We start from the raw sequence: 15,228 nt of genomic DNA, 5'->3' as shown, positions 1-15,228 counted from the left end.
CGGCCGCCACGGCCGGCCGGTCGAACCGGGTCACCGGCCCTCAGGGCCGCAGTGGCCGCCCGGCCGCTCAGGGTCCGCCGTGGCCGCTCAGGGCCGCCCGGCCGCCACGAGGGTACGGTCACCGCGGTGCTCCGGTACGCCGGCGGCCACCGGCCGGGCACCGGGCTCGACCGGGCGGGCCGGCACGGCCGGGGTGACCGGCGCGCCCGGTGCGACGGGGGCGTCGATCCCGCGCAGCCCGGCCAGGTGCACGTACACCTCGCGCTTCTCCCTGGCCACCCCGCGCTCGTCCAGCACGTAGCCGGTGAGCCAGCCCCAGCCGTGGTACGTCGGCGTCCCGCTCACGCTCACCACCCGGAAGACCAGCGCCCGCTCTCCGGCGAACTGGACCGACGCCGCCGCGCCGATCAGCACACAGTCGCCCGGTGCCGGTGTGGTCATGTCGCTACCTCCGCGGTCGGCATGAAAAAGGAGGCGTGGTGACAGGGCCGCCAGATCGGGCCACCACCACACCCCGTGAACACACGGTTGCACAGCGAGATGCGATCCGCAATATGCGGATTAGTGCAAGGCAATTCGTCTTCTTACCACTCGTCTTTCCAAGAAACGCGCCGATCACTAGGCAGGCGGGTCCGCAACGGGGAAGATCTATCCGTGGCCCCCCGCCAGAGCCCGACGGTCAAGCGCCGCAGGCTCGCCCTGACGCTGCGCCAACTGCGCGAACGAGCCGGGCTGAGCGCCGCGGAGGCGGCCCGGGCGGTGGAGCACGACACGAGCTGGCTGTCCCGGATCGAAACGGCCGAGGTCCGCCCGCACCCCAACGACGTCCGCGCGCTGCTCGCGCTCTACGGCGTCGACGAGAGCCAGGCCGAGGCCGTGGTCGCGGTGGCCCGGCAGGCGCGGCAGCGCGGTTGGTGGCAGCAGTACAGCAACGTGCTGCCGGACTGGTTCGTCACGTACCTCGGGATGGAGTCCGAGGCGTCGGCCATCCGCTCGTACCAGTGCCAGACCGTGCCGGGGCTGCTGCAGACCGAGGGCTACGCGCGGGCCGCCATCAGGGGAGCGCCGGTACCGGTACCCGAGGAGGAGATCGAGCGGCAGGTCGCGCTGCGCATCGAGCGGCAGGCCGTGCTGGCCGCGGAGGACCATCCCACGCTGCGGGTCATCCTCGACGAGGGCGCCGTGCGCCGGCTCGTGGGCGGCCCGCAGGTGATGCGGGAACAGCTCGACCGGCTGGTCCGGGAGTCCAGCCGACCCCGCATCCGGATCCAGTTGCTGCCCTTCTCCGCCGGCACCGGTTTCGACGGCAGCTTCGTGATGCTCGACTTCCCGCCGCTGCCCGAGCCGTACCCCGATCCGGCCGAGTCCCGGCTGGTGTACGTCGACACCCTGGCCGGCGCGTTGTACCTGGAGGGCCCCACCCAGGTCTCCGCGTACTCCGCGGCGTTCGAGCAGCTCGCGGCCGCCGCGCTGGCGACCCGCCAGACCCGGGACCGGCTCCGCGAGATGGCCAGGGACCTGGCCGGATAGAGAGGGATTGGCATGGATACTGCACTGCCGCGGTGGCACAAGAGCACCCGCTCCGGCTCCTCCGGTGACTGCGTGGAGGTCGCCGACAATCTGCCCGGCCCGGTGGCCGTACGGGACAGCAAGGACCCGACGGGAGCCGTGCTGAGTTTCTCCGCCGCCGCCTGGACGGCGTTCGTCGCCCGCCCGCCGCAGCGGTAGCCGGGCGCGCCGGCGCCGCTCAGCCGATCGTGAACCCGATGGCCTGGGCGATCACCACTGCCTGATCGGCGTCGATCCGGGCACCACGCACCGCCGTGGTGGTCGGATCGAGCGCGGTCAGGTCGCTGCCCCGCAGGTCGCAGCCGGTGAGCACCGCACCGTCCAGAGTGGCGCCGGAGAGGTCCACCCCGGACAGCGTGGCCTCGGCGCAGTTCGCCTGCGACAGGTCGACCTCACGCATCCGGGCCTCCCGGATGGTGACCCCGCGCAGATCCGCCCGGACCAGGCTCACGAACGACCAGTCGCCGCCGGTGACCCGCAGCGGACGCAGATCGCAGTCCGTGAAGGTGCCCCCGGTGAGCTTGCAGCCGGTGAACTCCGCCTCGAACAGGTTGCAGCGGTTGAACGTGCAGCGCAGGAAGGCCGAGTCGACGTGCCGGGAGGCGTTGAACCGCACGTTGCCGAACGTGCAGTCGGTGAAGGTGGCGTTCCGGCTGAACGCCTCGCTCAGGTCGACGCGGAGGAACCGGCAGCGGGCGTACGCCCGGTCGACGATCTCCTCGCCGTACCAGTCGTCGTCCTCGAACGTCTCGTCCTCGATCGGGTCGGCCACGGCGTCGACGGTACGGCAGCGGTACGACACCGGCCGGGACCCGGCGGCGGTACGACACCGGCCCGGCGGGGCCGGGCCGGGCCGGGCCGCAACGACACCGCGGGCCGGTGGGCGGGTGCGCCCACCGGCCCGCGGCATGTCGCTCTCCCGCGGTGCTCGGCACTCCGCGGTACGTCGGCCCGAGGTGGAGAAGGGCCGTTCTACCGCTCGGCGAAGCCGAACTGCACGGCGCCCTGGGCGTCGACGGCGGCGTCCAGGGCCTTGTCGTCCAGCAACTGTGCGGCGTCCGCGTCCAGGAAGATGCGGGCGCCGGAGTTGTCGACGACCTGGTCGCCCTGGGCGGGCGCCTCGGCCAGGGCCAGGGTCAGCGCCCCGGCCTCCGGATCCGTCGCGATCCGCAGCCCGGCGCCGTCCGGCACCTCCTGCTGGGCGGTGAGGTCGCGGATCACCAGTACGGCGTTGTCGGTAAGGGTAAGCATGAGATCTCCTCGTGGATTCTCGATTTCGGTAACCCGGCGTGGGCTGGTGAACAGCCCGGCTGCGAGCACACGGGGGAGATGGTCGGGCGCGCCAGCGCCAGCGGACCACGGCTGGGTCGTTCGCTGTCAGGACACCGGCCGGTCGAACGGCCGTCCGGAACCACCTTGCCCGCTTGGAGCGGAGGCGTCAAATCGGGCGGCGGCGCGCCGGAGATCCGATCCGCGCGGCTTATTGGCCGATTTCATGCGTTTTGCCAGATCAATCCGCCTAGGCTGGCCGCGGGAGGTCCTCATGGAGAGTCCGAAGCGTTACGCGTCCGAGTTCCTCGGCACCCTGCTGCTGGTCTTCTTCGGCGTCGGCAGCGCGATCGCCGCCCTGGTCGAGGGCGGCGTGGTCGTCGTCGCGCTGACCTTCGGGTTCATCCTGCTGGTCCTCGCGTACGTGCTCGGCCCGGTCTCCGGCAGCCACTTCAACCCGGCCGTCACGCTGGGGGTCCTGATCAGCGGAAAGATCACGCTGGCCGGCGCGATCGCGTACTGGATCGCCCAGTTGCTCGGCTCGGTGGTGGCGTCCTTCATCCTGTGGGCGCTGGTGCACTGGGGCGGGGTCACCGACCAGACCGGCCGGCTCGGCGCCAACTCGTACGGCACCAACATCAACATGGGCGGCACGATGGTGTTGGAGATCATCATCAGCTTCCTCTTCGTGCTGGTCGTGCTCGTGGTCACCAGCCGCAAGGAGTACGCCGGCTTCGCCGGCCTGGTGATGGGCGTGGCGCTGGCGGTCGTGCACCTGGTCGCCACGACGCTGGACGGCACCTCGGTCAACCCGGCCCGGTCCTTCGGTCCGGCCCTGTTCAACGGCGGTACGCCGCTCACCCAGCTCTGGCTGTTCATCCTGTTCCCGCTGCTCGGCGGCCTGCTCGCGGCGCTGGTCTCGCCGCTGATCCTGAGCGGGCCGGAGACCCGGCACGGGCCGCACCACCCGGACTCGCCACCGCCGCCGCGGCCCAGCAGCAGCCACCCCTGATCGGCACGCACCCGGACCGCGGCTGTCGGAATCCGGATTGCGGCCCGGCGCCGCACGGCGGACGTTGGACGAGTCCCCATCCGGTCACTTTCCGTGGCGGTAGCCGTGCCACTTCAACGCTTCGACGCCGCACCCGTGCGCCGGCCGTCCGGGCTGGTCCCACCGGTGGCGCCGCTCGACGGGGTCACCGAGCTGCGACTGCACGGGGTGGGCGGCACCACCCCGCAGGACCTGCTGGGTGACGACGCTCCGCAGCAGGTGGCCGGGGACCGGATCGCCGGCTTCTACCGCACGGCGGACCTGGCCGGAGCCCCGGACGCACGGGGCCGCCCGCGTCCGGGCCGGCACGTCGAGGCGTACTCCTGGGGCGGGTTGACCTCGCGCAGCGGCAGCCGGGTGCTGTGGCTGCTGCTGCTGCCGTTCGCGCTGGCCAACATGGCCGGCTGGATGTGCAGCCCGGCGGTGCACCGCGGGCCGCGGCGGTTCCGGCTGCACCGCACGGCGGTCCGCTGGGCCGCCCTGGCCATCACCCTGAACCTGCTGCTGCTGGTGTCCATCATCGGGATGGACCTGATCGGCTACCAGTGCGGCGGCCTGGACGCCTGCGGCGACCGGAACTGGCTGCTGCACCCGCTGCGCGGTCCGCTGCTTGTCGACCACCCGGCCCGGCGCGCCCTGTTGGGCGCGCTGCTGCCGACCGCCCTGGTCGTGCTGCTCGCGGTGCTGGCGCTGCGCTCCATCCGCCGGTACGAGTTGGTCCGGCCACCCGGCCGGACCACCGGGCCGGACCCGGCCGGCGGGCCGGCCCGCAGCGCCGCCCAACCCGGCCTGGGGCTGTCCCATCCGGCCTTCTGGGACGGCCGGCGCAGCGCCCTGGACCTGGGCTGCCTGCACATCGGCGCCGGCTGCGCGTTCCTCGGGCTGCTGCTCGGGTACGTCGTCCGGCGCACCGCCGCGGCCTCCGGTGCGCCGGTCGACGCGGCGTGGCTGGCCACCGCCGGGTACGTCCTGGGCGGGCTGGCCCTGCTCGGCGCGCTGCTGCTGCTCGTGGCGGACGGCTGCCCGCCCACGGCGCCCGGCTCGGTGCTCGGCGCCGGGCTGCTGGCGCTGGCCGCCGCCGGCTGGTTCGCCGCGGTCCAGCCCGGCTACCGGCAGGCGTTCGGCTACCTGCCGGGCATGCGGGAGGCGGCCAACCTGAGCATGGGCGCGGTGTTCTGCACCATGGCGCTGGTGCTGCTCGCCACGGCGCTGGGCGGCTGGCGCCGCGGCACGTTCCTGCTGTACGGGCCGTTCGTCACGCTGACGCTCAGCGCGCTCATCCTCAACGTGGTGCTGCTGGCGCTGCTCACCCGGCTGGCCGACCTGCTCGGCCGGGTGTCGGCCAACCCGTACCTGCCCCGCGTCGCCCCGGACGCGGCCGTGCTGTACGTCTATCCGATGGCGGCCCGGGTGGTGCAGTACCTGACCGTGCTGCCGCTGGCGGTGCTGCTGGTGTTCATCGGCTACGAGCTGGCCACCTACTGGCGGGCGGGTACGCACGCCCGGGAGCGGGCCGGGATCCGCCGGTGGTACCGGGAGAACGTGCCCCGGCCGGCCGGCGAGGACGCCTGGCAGGTCAGCACCATCGAGGACGAGCAGGTACGCCGGCAGCGGCTGGACCGGCTCTGGCGGCTGATGTCCGGCGCCGGCTGGGAGGCGCGGATCGCCCGCGCCCGCCGGATCGCCCGGATGCCGCACGACGTCGACGTGCTGCTCAGCACGATGGCGGTGCTCGGCGCCGGGCTGCTGCTGGCGATCCAGGTGCGGTACTGGTTCTTCCACCGGCTGCCCTGGGGTACCCAGTGGACGTACACCCTCGGCAGCTACCTGGCCACCGGGATCCCGGTGCTGCTGGTTCTGGTGCTGCGCCGGGGCTGGAGCAACCTGGCCAGCCGGCGCCGGATCGGCGTGCTGTGGGACATCACGACGTTCTGGCCGCGCGCCTACCATCCGCTCGCCCCGCCGGCCTATCCGGAGCGGGCGGTGCCGGAGTTGCAGCGCCGGTTGTGGCGGCTGCACGACAACGACGGCCGGGTGGTGGTGGTCGCGCACAGCCAGGGCACGGTGCTGGCCGCGGCCACCCTGCTCCAGCCGGACAACCGGCCCGCCGATCCGGCGGTCGCGCTGGTCACCTTCGGTTCGCCGCTGCGCAAGCTGTACGGCTGGGCGTTTCCGGCGTACTTCGGCGAGGACACGCTGCGGCTGCTGGCCCCGCCCGCGAGGCCCGCCGGGCCGGCCGGCGCCGCCGGGAACGGGTGCTGCGGGCTGTACGCCTGGCGCAACTTCTACTACCGCACCGACTACATCGGCGGGCCGGCGCTGGCCGACGGCGCGGGCATCGACGTCGAGCTGCCCGACCCGGTCTCGAACTGGTACATCTTCGGCCAGCCCGAGCCGAGCGCGACCCGGCACTCCGGCTACTGGGCCGACGCCGCGGTCTGGCAGGAGGTCGACGCGCTGGCCCGGGAGTTGGCCGACCCGGTCACCGGCGGGACGCCGGATCCGTTGGCCACGGACGCGGCGGCGACGCGGGCGGCGGATGCCGGGTCGGCGCCGGCGTTCCTGGACGGCCCGTTACCCGGCCCGCTACCCGGCCCGCTGCCAGGGCAGCGGTAGGCACGGGCCGGCATGCTCGGCCCGCAGCACGCAGCGGTGCCGGCCGGGCAACTGCCGGTCGCAGAAGACGGGATGCCGGACCATCAGCCGGTCCTTCTCGGTCAGCGTCGCCGACCCGAAGTCGAGCGCCGGCACGTGTGCCAGCGAGTCCCGCAACTGCTCCACCAGCCGTGCCGCCACGTCGAACGAGGTCAGCCGGGTCGGCAGGTGCAGCACCCAGTTCGGCGGGTTCACCGGTGGTCGCCGGAGAGGAACGTGAGCGGAAACTGAAGGTCGGGAATTCCGCAGTGCCGGTGCCAGGTCTGCCAGTGGTGCAGGGCCACCCGGAGGCGTTCGATCTCGGCCTGCCCGGCCGCGAGTTCCCGGTGCAGCAGGTTGATCTCGTCGCCCACCTGATGCAGGAAGGCCCGGACCTCCGCGGGATCGAGGCCGCGCCGGCGCCAGGGCCAGGAGCGGAACCGCCAGCGGCGGATCTGATACTCGTCGAGCCGGGGGTCGACGCTGCCGTACTTCGCTCCACGACGGGTCCGCTCGCTCACCGCTGGTTCACCGACCCCTTCCGACCGCATCGCCATCACATTGCCCTCCGCCGATCCGCGCCGAGGTGAACAGCCAAGTTACGGCGTGCGACGCAGCTCACGACGGACAAACTGTCCCAGCCGGCCGCCGCCGTTTCGGCGGGCGTGCCCCGGGAACGCGGTGGGGACCGGGCGCGGAGGCACCGGACCTGCCCAGCGACCGCGCACCGGGGGCACCGGCCGCGCGGGACGCACCGGACGCGGAGCGGACCCGGGCCGGAAATGGGAGCACCGGACACGGGGCACCGGAAACGGGAGCACCGGAGACGGGGAGGGAAACCCGATGGGCGATTTCATGAAGAAGGCGAAGGACTTCATCGGCCGGCACGAGCAGCAGGTCGACCAGGGGATCCGCAAGGCCGGGGACGAGACGAACCGGCGCACCGGCGGCAAGTACGAGGGCAAGGTGAACAAGGCCGCCGAGCAGGCCCAGCGCGCCACCGGCCGGAACGAGCAGCAGGGTCGCTGACCCGTGACGCGCCGGCCGGGAGGCCCGCATCGGTCGATGCGGGCCTCCCGGCCCATGGGGTCCGACGCCTTCGCGCGAGCCCGCCCCGGCGCTGCCGAGGGACCGCCCGGGCCGGTCAGCGGTGCGCGGCGGCGTTGGCGTGGATGGCCGTCCGCAGGTACGCCGCCATGCCCGGTCGGATCTTCTCGTAGTACGCCGTGAAGCGCGGATCCGCGACGTACATGTCGGCCAGGCCGGTGTGCACCTCGTAGCCGCACTCGTAGAACCACCGGCCGATGAGCTGCCGGTGCTCCTCGGCCAGTTCCCGCGCCTCGGGTCCGTCCGGCGCGGCGCCCGAGGCCAGGACCGCGACGAAGCGACGGGTCCAGTCGTCCTGTTCGGCCCTGTGCCGCAGCCAGTCGTCCTTGGTGTACCGGCTGGTGCGCCGGGCCGACTCCCGGTACGCCTCGGTGTCGCCCCAACGCCGCTCGGCCTCCTCGGCGTGCTCGTCGGGGTCGACGTCGCCGAAGACCTCGAACCGCTCCTCCGGGGTCAACTCGATGTTCATGGTGCTCGCCTCCATCGCGAACTCGATCGCCTGGACCATGGCCTGAAGCCGCTTGACCCGACCGGTCAGCAGTTCGTGCTGCCGGCGCAGGTGCGCCATCGGATCGGCGCCCGGGTCGTCCAGGATTGCGGCGATCTCCTCCAGCGGGAACCCCAGCTCGCGGTAGAACAGGATCCGCTGCAGCCGTTCCAGGTCCGCGTCGTCGTACCGCCGGTAGCCGGCGCCGCTTCGCGAGCCGGGCGTGAGCAGCCCGATCTCGTCGTAGTGGTGCAGCGTGCGCACGCTGACGCCGGCGGCCTCCGCCACCCGTCCCACCGTCCAGGCCATGATCCCTCCCTTCGGTCACCACGGTCCGCCCTGCCGCCGCGTGAGGGTCAAGCCGGGCCGGCCGGCGGGTGCGCGGGCCGCTCGCGCGGTGTCGGTGGCGATGGCCACGGGCGTGCTCCGAGTATGTCCCGCCGCCATTCCGGTACCCGGCTGAGCAGGGATAGGTTCGGAACATGAGGGCGAGACGTGAGCCGGATCCGCGAACCGCGCAGGCGCGAACGACGGGCCTCGCACCGTGAGCGTGCGGCCGACCGCCGATCCGGTCCGGCTGGGCTTCGACCCGCGGCGGCTGGCGCGGATCGACCGGCACTTCGCCTCGTACGTCGATGACGGCCGGCTCGCCGGCTGGCAGATCGTGGTGACCCGGCGGGGCGAGATCGCCCACGCGAGCACGTACGGGCGCCGGGACCTGGAGGCGGACCTGCCGGTGGAGCCGGACACCCTCTGGCGGATCTTCTCGATGACCAAACCGATCACGTCGGTGGCCGTGATGATGCTCTGGGAGGAGGGTCACTTCGAGCTGACCGACGAGGTGGGTCGGTGGCTGCCCGAGTTCGCCGAGATGCGGGTCTACGACAAGGGTTCGGCGCTCAAGCCGTACACGGTGCCGGCGGCCGAACCGATCCGGATCTGGCACCTGCTCACCCACACCGCCGGGCTGACGTACGGCTTCCTCCAGACCTCGGTGGTGGACGGGCTGTACCGCGGGGCCGGCTACGACCTGTCGGTGCCCGACGGTCAGGACCTGGCCGCCGCCTGCGCCGGCTGGGCCCGGCTGCCGCTGCGGGCGCATCCCGGGGCCGAGTGGGGCTACTCGGTCGCCACCGACGTGCTCGGCCGGCTCGTGGAGGTGGTCTCCGGCCGGCGGCTGGACGAGTTCTTCGCCGAGCGGATTCTCGGGCCGTTGGGCATGACCGACACCCGGTGGTGGGTCGAGGACGCCGACGCCAAGCGGTTGGCCGCGCTCTACGTACCGCATCCGGCCACGGGCGCGGCGGTCCGCGCGGACGCCCTCGGGGCGGCGGCCCTGCGCCGTCCGGACTTCCTCTCCGGCGGCGCCGGACTGATCTCCACGGCCGCCGACTACCACCGGTTCACCCAGTTCCTGCTCCGGCGCGGCGAGTTGGACGGCGTACGGCTGCTCGGCCCGCGGACCGTGCGGTACATGACCCGCAACCATCTTCCGGGCAACCGGGACCTGGCCGCGTTCCGCCCGGCGGGATTCGCCGAGACGGCGTTCGACGGGATCGGCTTCGGCCTGGGCTTCTCGGTGGTGCTCGACCCGGTGCCGGCACGGCTGCCCAGCAACGTCGGCGAGTACGCCTGGGGCGGCGTGGCGAGCACGGCGTTCTGGGTGGACCCGGCCGAGGAGGTCACCGGGCTGCTGTTCACCCAGTTGCTGCCGTCGAGCACGCATCCGCTGCGGACCCGGCTGCGGCAACTGGTCTACTCGGCGCTGGTGCAGTAGCGGCCCGTCAGGGCGGCGGCTGCCCCGCGGCGGTCCCATACCGCCTCACGCGACGGGACGACCAAGGTCGGATAATTTCCGGCCACAGCATGACAATCTAGACGTATGCGAGCACGGCGCGACGGACCGCCGCCGCGGCGGGGCCGGTCGGCGAGGGCGCGGAGGGCGCCCCTGCGCCCCCGTACGTCGGAAACCCCGCGCCAGGTCGACCTGCTCGAACTCTTCTTCGACCTGGTCTTCGTGGTCGGCCTCGCGTTGATCTCCCAACAGTTCGGCGACGACAGGTCGTGGAGCGGCGCGCTGCACGCGCTCCTGCTGCTCGGCGCGCTCTGGTGGGTCTGGGCGATCACCACGCTGGTCACCGACTTCTACGACACCGGGCGGCCGGCGCTACAACTGCTCACCCTCGCCACGACGCTGGGCAGCCTGCTGATGGCCGCCGCGGTTCCCAGCGCCTTCGGGCTGCGCGGCGCGGTGTTCGCCGGGGCGTACGTAAGCATTCACGTATGCCGGGGGCTGTTCCTGGTGCCGCTGCTGCGCGGGTTGCACGCGCAGCAGCGGGCGCTGCGGGTACTGGTGTGGTTCGTCATCAGCGGGGTGGCCTGGCTGGCCGGCGGCTTCCTCAACGGCTACTGGCGACCGGTGCTCTGGCTGATCGCGCTGGGCATCGACTTCGTGGCCGCCAACTCCGGCTACCCGGTACCGCAGCTCGGCCGCGCCCCGGCCCGGGAGTTCGCGGTGATCGCCGAGCACGTGGCCGAGCGCTACCAGCAGTTCTTCATCATCGCGCTGGGCGACGCGGTGCTGGTCACCGGCATCACGATGAGCCGGAATGACTTCGACCTCTGGCACAACCTGGCGTTCGTGCTCGCCTTCCTGATCACCACGCTGTTCTGGCGGATCTACGTGCACCGGGCCGGTCAGACGCTGCCGGGCGCCATCGAGCGGTCCCAGCCGAAACGGTTCGTCGCCGCGGCCCCGTTGACCCAGTTCGTCATGGTGGCCGGCGTGGTGGGTACGGCCGCCAGCTTCGAGGTCATGGTGAACCATCCGCTGGACCCGAGCCGCCCGGCCACCGCGGCCATCGCGCTGGGCAGCCCGGCCCTGTTCCTGATCGGCCGGGCCCGCTTCGAGTACGAGGTCTTCCACCGGGTCTCCCCGAACCGGTTGGTCGGACTGGCCGTTCTGGCCGGGCTCGCGCCGGTCGCCCCGTGGTGCCCGCCGCTGGTGAACGCGATGGCGGTGTTCCTGGTGCTGGCCGCCATCGCGGTGCACGACACCTTCCGCAGCAGGGGCCGGCCCCCGGAGGAGCCGCGCCCATCGGGCTGACGGGCGGTCGGCCGCCGGGCGCCGAAACGCGGCCTGCGCCCGGCCGCCCGGCTCTGCTAGCCGCCCGAATCGACCGGCCGGCCGACTCGGCTCACCGGCCAACTCGGCTCACCGGCCGACTCGACCGGCCGCCGCCTCAGCTCGCCGCCCGGCCCCGGTCGGAACGGTCCGCGTCCGCGGCCCCGGTGCCGGGTCGCGCCGACGACGGCGGATGTCCCGGCCGCCCGCCGGCGGCCCGGCCCGGCGTACCGGGCGTGCGGGCACCCGTTGCGCCGGTGGTCCGCCCACCGGCCACCCCCGGCGTACGGCCGGCGGGCGCGCCCGGCGTACGGCCGCTCGGTGCCCCCGGAGTCCGGCCGGCCGGCGTGCCCGGGGTCCGGGCCGTCCCGCCGGGCGTGCCGGGCCAGCTTCCCGGGGTGCGGCCGGCAACCCCGGGACGCGCGCCGGCCGTGCCGGGGCGGGCCGCGGGCGTTCCGGGCCGGGGCGGGGCCATCCCCGACCCGGGACGGGCCGGGAAGCCCGTACCGGGTCGCTGGGCCATCCCCGTGCCGGGTCGCTGCTGAACCATGCCGGCTCCCGGCCGTTGCACCATGCCGGCCGCGGGCCGTTGCACCATGCCCGGTCCCGGGCGCTGCACCATGCCGGCCCCGGGCCGTTGGGCGGTGCCGCCCGGCTGTCCCGGCACGCCACCCCGGGCGGGCATGCCACCCCGGGCCGCAGTGCCGCCGGGTCGCGCCGGCCCCACGCCGGGGCGCCCGGGCGTCCCGGCGCCGGGCGCGGCGGGTCGGCCCGGTTGCCTGGCCGACGGCGCCGTCAGCACCGCCCGGGCCGGCACCTCAAGGAACGGGTTCCCGTGCCGCTCCACGGCGTCGACCTGCCGGTCGCTGAGCCCGTGCTCGGTGAGCACCCGCCGGCCCCACCGGTGCAGGCGGCACGGGTAGGCGGCGCCGTCGTTACGGCACCGCGGTCCCGCGGGCCACTCCTCCGCCGCGTGCACCACCACCGCTCGCACGGCGAGCCGGACGTCCTCGGCTGTCACGTACGACGGCAGCGGGACCTCTCCGAGCACACGGTCGATCGGATCCGGCGTCTGGTCCACGATGCGCACGCCTGCCTCCTCGCGGGTCCATCGCGGCGCGGCGCGCCGCATGCTGCCTACTGGTACGGCAGGATCCGTCCGGGAGTTCAGCCATTTCCGGCCGGGAACGGCGGTTTCGGCGGACCTGCCGGAGAACGCCCGCCGCAGGGCCAGCCAGTGCCCCCGGTGGCCGCCGCGAGGCCTTACCGGAATCCCGCCGGACCCGGACCCGGACAGCCGACACCGTCCCGGCAACCGGCGGGGTGCAGGGGTACGAGGGTGCAGGGGCGCGGGACCGGGGGTGCCGTTCTGGTCCGGTTGGTCAGCGCACGGGAGGGCGGAGTCTCAGTGGACCACTTCGCGCCAGTCGGGGCGACCGCCGAGCCACGCGTCCGCGAGGATGAGCGCGGTCGCCCGGCTCGGGCATTCCTGGATCCGGGAGCGGCCGTCCGCGCCGCCCATCTGCGCTTCCACCTGCCAGGACTGCCCATCCGTGCGAACGTAGACGTCGCGCCGGGAGCGCCGGGCCGAATCACCGTTCCACCAGTGTCGCTCGATCCTCACACCGTTAACGCTAGCGGAATCGACAGTCGGATCGAACTATTGGATCAAGCCATGACTTGACGCACTCAAGCAATTACGGATAGTTGCTAAATTCGCGGATAACCGAATCCGATCCTCGCCCCTGGCCCAGGAGCCCAGGTCGAGCGGTTGGACAAAGTACCGGATCAACCACGTACCGTAATTGGATCGCGCAGTGGGACGAGGCACAACAATGGGTATCTGACGGCGTTCCGGGTAGGAGTCAGATGGATCGGTCGGTGCGTCGGCGCGGCCGGAGTGGCGTGGCACGCCACGCCACGCAAGAGGCGAAAAGGTAAGGAGCGATGACCGTGAGCGCGGTTCCCCGTATCACCCTGAACGACGGCAACTCGATTCCCCAGCTCGGTTTCGGGGTGTTTCAGATCGAGCCGAAGGACACCGCCGCGGCGGTACGCACGGCCCTCGACATCGGCTACCGGCACGTCGACACGGCGCAGATGTACGGCAACGAGAAGGAGGTCGGCGAGGCGATCCGCACCTCGGGCGTGGACCGGGCCGAGGTGTTCATCACCAGCAAGCTGAACAACGGCTTCCACCGCCCGGACGACGCGCGGAAGGCCTTCGACGGCACGCTGGACGCGCTCGGCGTGGACGCCGTCGACCTTTTCCTGATCCACTGGCCGCTGCCCACCCGCTACGACGGCGACTTCGTCTCCACCTGGCGGACGCTTGTCGAGTTCAAGCGGGAGGGCCGGGCCCGTTCGGTGGGCGTCTCGAACTTCCAGGTGGCGCACCTGGAGCGGCTGGCCGCCGAGACGGACCTCGTGCCGGCGGTGAACCAGATCGAGGTGCACCCGTACCTGGCCAACGAGCAGGTACGCGAGTACGGCCGGAAGCACGGCATCGCCACGCAGGCGTGGTCGCCGATCGCCCAGGGCGCGGTGCTCGACGACCCCGCGGTCACCGGGATCGCGGCTCAGGTCGGCCGGAGCCCGGCCCAGGTGGTGCTGCGCTGGCACGTGCAGCGCGGGGACATCGTGTTTCCCAAGTCGGTCACGCAGGCGCGGATCGAGGAGAACTTCGCGATCTTCGACTTCGAGCTTGACGACGAGCAGATGCGCCGGATCAGCGCGCTGGACCGGGGCGAACAGGGTCGCCGCGGTCCCAACCCGGACACCTTCGACTACGTACCGAACTGATCCGCGCCGTCGCCCCGCCGCGGTCCTGCCGGCGCCCGTGGCGTCCCGCGTGGTTCGCGGGCCGCGCACGGGCCGGGCAGGATCGCGGCGGCGAGGCGGCGGGTCAGCCCGCGCTGCTGCGGAAGACCGGGTAGTAGCCGCCGGACTGGCCGGCCGCCGTCGGGTGGTAGGACACCCCGAGGTCGGTGATGTTCAGCGCGTGCAGCCACTTGCTGCCGTAGCTGCACAGCTGGTGGCCGACGAAGGGCGACCGGACGTCGGCGAACTTGAACCCGTGCCGGGCCGCCGCGGAGGCCAGCACGCTGTCGACGAGGTTGATCCCCTCGTTGATCTTCGCACGGGAGGTCGAGCTGAGCCCGACGCAGACGGTGCCGAGCTGGTAGAACACCGGGTAGCTGAGCACCACGACGCGGGCGTTGGGCGCCTTCGACCGGATCCCGTTGTAGACGCTGTCGAGCTTGCCCGGCAGCGTCGTCTGGGCGGCGGTCTCGGCCGCGCTCACCGCGTTCACGCACTCGGTGGTGCCGTACAGCACGCAGGTGCTCATGATGTTGGAGAAGCCGACGTCGTTGCCGCCGACCGTGATGCTGACCAGCGTGGTGCTGGCCGACAGCGCCGAGAGCTGGCCGCTGATGACGGTGCTGGTGGTCGCTCCCGAGCAGGCCACCGACTTGTACGACGCCGGGGAGTTGGCCGCGGCCCACAGCGCCGGGTAGGCGTTGGTGCTGCGGTTGCAGCTGCCACTCTCCGAGGTGTAGCTGCCGGCTCCCACGCCGGATGAGTACGAGTCGCCGAGCGCCACGTAGTTGTCACCGGCCGCGGCATGGGCGGGGGTGGCCAGGCCGAGGGTGGCGGTGACGGTCGCGGCCAGGGCGGCGACCAGGGTGGTGAGGCGGGTTGTCCGCACGTGATCCTCCGGGGGTGGTGGTGAGGACGATGGTGCGGAATAGATATCATTTAATCTTTGTTACGGGAACTGTCAAGATCAGATTTCTTCCGCCATTCGCAAACACATCGAAACGTGCATCACGCAGCGAAGGTTCCAACGAACGCCGGAACCCCTGCTGGATGAACGGCTGATTACACCGAGGGTGACCAACGGCGGCGGTTGTCCACAGGGGAACGCCGTGGCGACCCGAGTTGTCCACAGGCTGCGGTCGGGGCACTACCCACGGCCCGCCCGGC

Annotated in this window: 17 protein-coding genes; 8 read left to right on the top strand and 9 right to left on the bottom strand. The window is 72.7% G+C overall.

All coding sequences use genetic code 11. The features are described 5' to 3' along the window. Positions 1-87 precede the first annotated feature (87 nt). Positions 88-441: a hypothetical protein gene (locus tag CIK06_RS30640; protein WP_232534043.1), complete on the bottom strand. Its 354-nt coding sequence runs from the start codon at positions 439-441 to the stop codon at positions 88-90. Positions 442-654: 213 nt separating this feature from the next. Here CIK06_RS30640 and CIK06_RS05945 point away from each other — a divergent pair, with 213 nt between their 5' ends. Continuing rightward, positions 655-1,530 carry a helix-turn-helix transcriptional regulator gene (locus CIK06_RS05945; RefSeq protein ID WP_232534042.1) on the top strand — a complete coding sequence of 292 codons (876 nt, stop codon included), beginning with the start codon at positions 655-657 and terminating at the stop codon, positions 1,528-1,530. Positions 1,531-1,542: 12 nt separating this feature from the next. Next, entirely contained in the window at positions 1,543-1,728 is a 186-nt protein-coding gene (locus CIK06_RS05940; RefSeq protein ID WP_095563973.1) for a DUF397 domain-containing protein, read from the top strand. 19 nt (positions 1,729-1,747) lie between these two features. Here the strand turns inward: CIK06_RS05940 and CIK06_RS05935 are convergent, their stop codons facing one another. Together CIK06_RS05935 and CIK06_RS05930 are read right to left on the bottom strand one after the other, a co-directional pair. After that, positions 1,748-2,341: a pentapeptide repeat-containing protein gene (locus tag CIK06_RS05935; RefSeq protein ID WP_232534041.1), complete on the bottom strand. Its 594-nt coding sequence runs from the start codon at positions 2,339-2,341 to the stop codon at positions 1,748-1,750. Between the two features lie 200 nt (positions 2,342-2,541). Beyond that, the gene (locus tag CIK06_RS05930; protein ID WP_095563971.1) at positions 2,542-2,820 is read right to left on the bottom strand and encodes an iron-sulfur cluster assembly accessory protein; all 279 of its coding nucleotides are present in this window, start codon (positions 2,818-2,820) and stop codon (positions 2,542-2,544) included. Between the two features lie 292 nt (positions 2,821-3,112). Between CIK06_RS05930 and CIK06_RS05925 the strand changes: the two genes are divergently transcribed. After that, positions 3,113-3,850, top strand: coding sequence for an MIP/aquaporin family protein (locus tag CIK06_RS05925; RefSeq protein WP_095563970.1), 738 nt, complete (start codon positions 3,113-3,115; stop codon positions 3,848-3,850). 105 nt (positions 3,851-3,955) lie between these two features. Next, positions 3,956-6,505 (top strand): hypothetical protein, encoded by a 2,550-nt coding sequence (locus CIK06_RS05920; protein ID WP_157756623.1) that lies wholly within the window; start codon positions 3,956-3,958, stop codon positions 6,503-6,505. On the opposite strand, the gene CIK06_RS05915 is transcribed toward CIK06_RS05920, so the two are convergent. Both CIK06_RS05915 and CIK06_RS05910 read right to left on the bottom strand, forming a co-directional pair. Beyond that, positions 6,476-6,739 carry a hypothetical protein gene (locus tag CIK06_RS05915; protein ID WP_095563968.1) on the bottom strand — a complete coding sequence of 88 codons (264 nt, stop codon included), beginning with the start codon at positions 6,737-6,739 and terminating at the stop codon, positions 6,476-6,478. The genes CIK06_RS05920 and CIK06_RS05915 overlap by 30 nt on opposite strands. Continuing rightward, positions 6,736-7,044: a DivIVA domain-containing protein gene (locus tag CIK06_RS05910; RefSeq protein ID WP_157756622.1), complete on the bottom strand. Its 309-nt coding sequence runs from the start codon at positions 7,042-7,044 to the stop codon at positions 6,736-6,738. The genes CIK06_RS05915 and CIK06_RS05910 overlap by 4 nt, the downstream gene beginning before the upstream one ends. Before the next feature lie 322 nt (positions 7,045-7,366). Between CIK06_RS05910 and CIK06_RS05905 the strand changes: the two genes are divergently transcribed. Continuing rightward, positions 7,367-7,552: an antitoxin gene (locus CIK06_RS05905; protein ID WP_095563966.1), complete on the top strand. Its 186-nt coding sequence runs from the start codon at positions 7,367-7,369 to the stop codon at positions 7,550-7,552. Positions 7,553-7,667: 115 nt separating this feature from the next. On the opposite strand, the gene CIK06_RS05900 is transcribed toward CIK06_RS05905, so the two are convergent. Next, positions 7,668-8,426, bottom strand: a complete 759-nt coding sequence (locus CIK06_RS05900; protein WP_095563965.1) for a MerR family transcriptional regulator — start codon at positions 8,424-8,426, stop codon at positions 7,668-7,670. 235 nt (positions 8,427-8,661) lie between these two features. Between CIK06_RS05900 and CIK06_RS05895 the strand changes: the two genes are divergently transcribed. Continuing rightward, on the top strand, positions 8,662-9,894 hold the full coding sequence (locus CIK06_RS05895) for a serine hydrolase (RefSeq protein WP_095563964.1): 1,233 nt from the start codon (positions 8,662-8,664) through the stop codon (positions 9,892-9,894). Positions 9,895-9,999: 105 nt separating this feature from the next. Further along, positions 10,000-11,223 (top strand): low temperature requirement protein A, encoded by a 1,224-nt coding sequence (locus tag CIK06_RS05890; RefSeq protein ID WP_095563963.1) that lies wholly within the window; start codon positions 10,000-10,002, stop codon positions 11,221-11,223. 136 nt (positions 11,224-11,359) lie between these two features. On the opposite strand, the gene CIK06_RS30635 is transcribed toward CIK06_RS05890, so the two are convergent. Beyond that, on the bottom strand, positions 11,360-12,331 hold the full coding sequence (locus tag CIK06_RS30635; RefSeq protein WP_232534040.1) for a hypothetical protein: 972 nt from the start codon (positions 12,329-12,331) through the stop codon (positions 11,360-11,362). Between the two features lie 315 nt (positions 12,332-12,646). Then, positions 12,647-12,865 (bottom strand): hypothetical protein, encoded by a 219-nt coding sequence (locus CIK06_RS05880; protein WP_095563962.1) that lies wholly within the window; start codon positions 12,863-12,865, stop codon positions 12,647-12,649. Positions 12,866-13,194: 329 nt separating this feature from the next. Here CIK06_RS05880 and CIK06_RS05875 point away from each other — a divergent pair, with 329 nt between their 5' ends. After that, positions 13,195-14,043 carry an aldo/keto reductase gene (locus CIK06_RS05875; RefSeq protein ID WP_095567602.1) on the top strand — a complete coding sequence of 283 codons (849 nt, stop codon included), beginning with the start codon at positions 13,195-13,197 and terminating at the stop codon, positions 14,041-14,043. 103 nt (positions 14,044-14,146) lie between these two features. Here the strand turns inward: CIK06_RS05875 and CIK06_RS05870 are convergent, their stop codons facing one another. Further along, positions 14,147-14,950: an SGNH/GDSL hydrolase family protein gene (locus CIK06_RS05870; protein WP_095563961.1), complete on the bottom strand. Its 804-nt coding sequence runs from the start codon at positions 14,948-14,950 to the stop codon at positions 14,147-14,149. Positions 14,951-15,228 lie beyond the last annotated feature (278 nt).

This window comes from Plantactinospora sp. KBS50, assembly GCF_002285795.1.
GTDB lineage: Bacteria > Actinomycetota > Actinomycetes > Mycobacteriales > Micromonosporaceae > KBS50.
The sequence above is the reverse complement of the archived record's forward strand: the minus strand, read 5'-3'. Positions and strand labels throughout refer to the sequence as shown.

Coding starts and splice junctions, on each gene's coding strand:
- CIK06_RS05900 (WP_095563965.1), bottom strand. CDS start 8,426: ATGGCCTGGACGGTGGGACGGGTGGCGGAGGCCGCCGGCGTCAGCGTG.
- CIK06_RS05925 (WP_095563970.1), top strand. CDS start 3,113: ATGGAGAGTCCGAAGCGTTACGCGTCCGAGTTCCTCGGCACCCTGCTG.
- CIK06_RS30640 (WP_232534043.1), bottom strand. CDS start 441: ATGACCACACCGGCACCGGGCGACTGTGTGCTGATCGGCGCGGCGGCG.
- CIK06_RS05890 (WP_095563963.1), top strand. CDS start 10,000: ATGCGAGCACGGCGCGACGGACCGCCGCCGCGGCGGGGCCGGTCGGCG.
- CIK06_RS05930 (WP_095563971.1), bottom strand. CDS start 2,820: ATGCTTACCCTTACCGACAACGCCGTACTGGTGATCCGCGACCTCACC.
- CIK06_RS05940 (WP_095563973.1), top strand. CDS start 1,543: ATGGATACTGCACTGCCGCGGTGGCACAAGAGCACCCGCTCCGGCTCC.
- CIK06_RS05905 (WP_095563966.1), top strand. CDS start 7,367: ATGGGCGATTTCATGAAGAAGGCGAAGGACTTCATCGGCCGGCACGAG.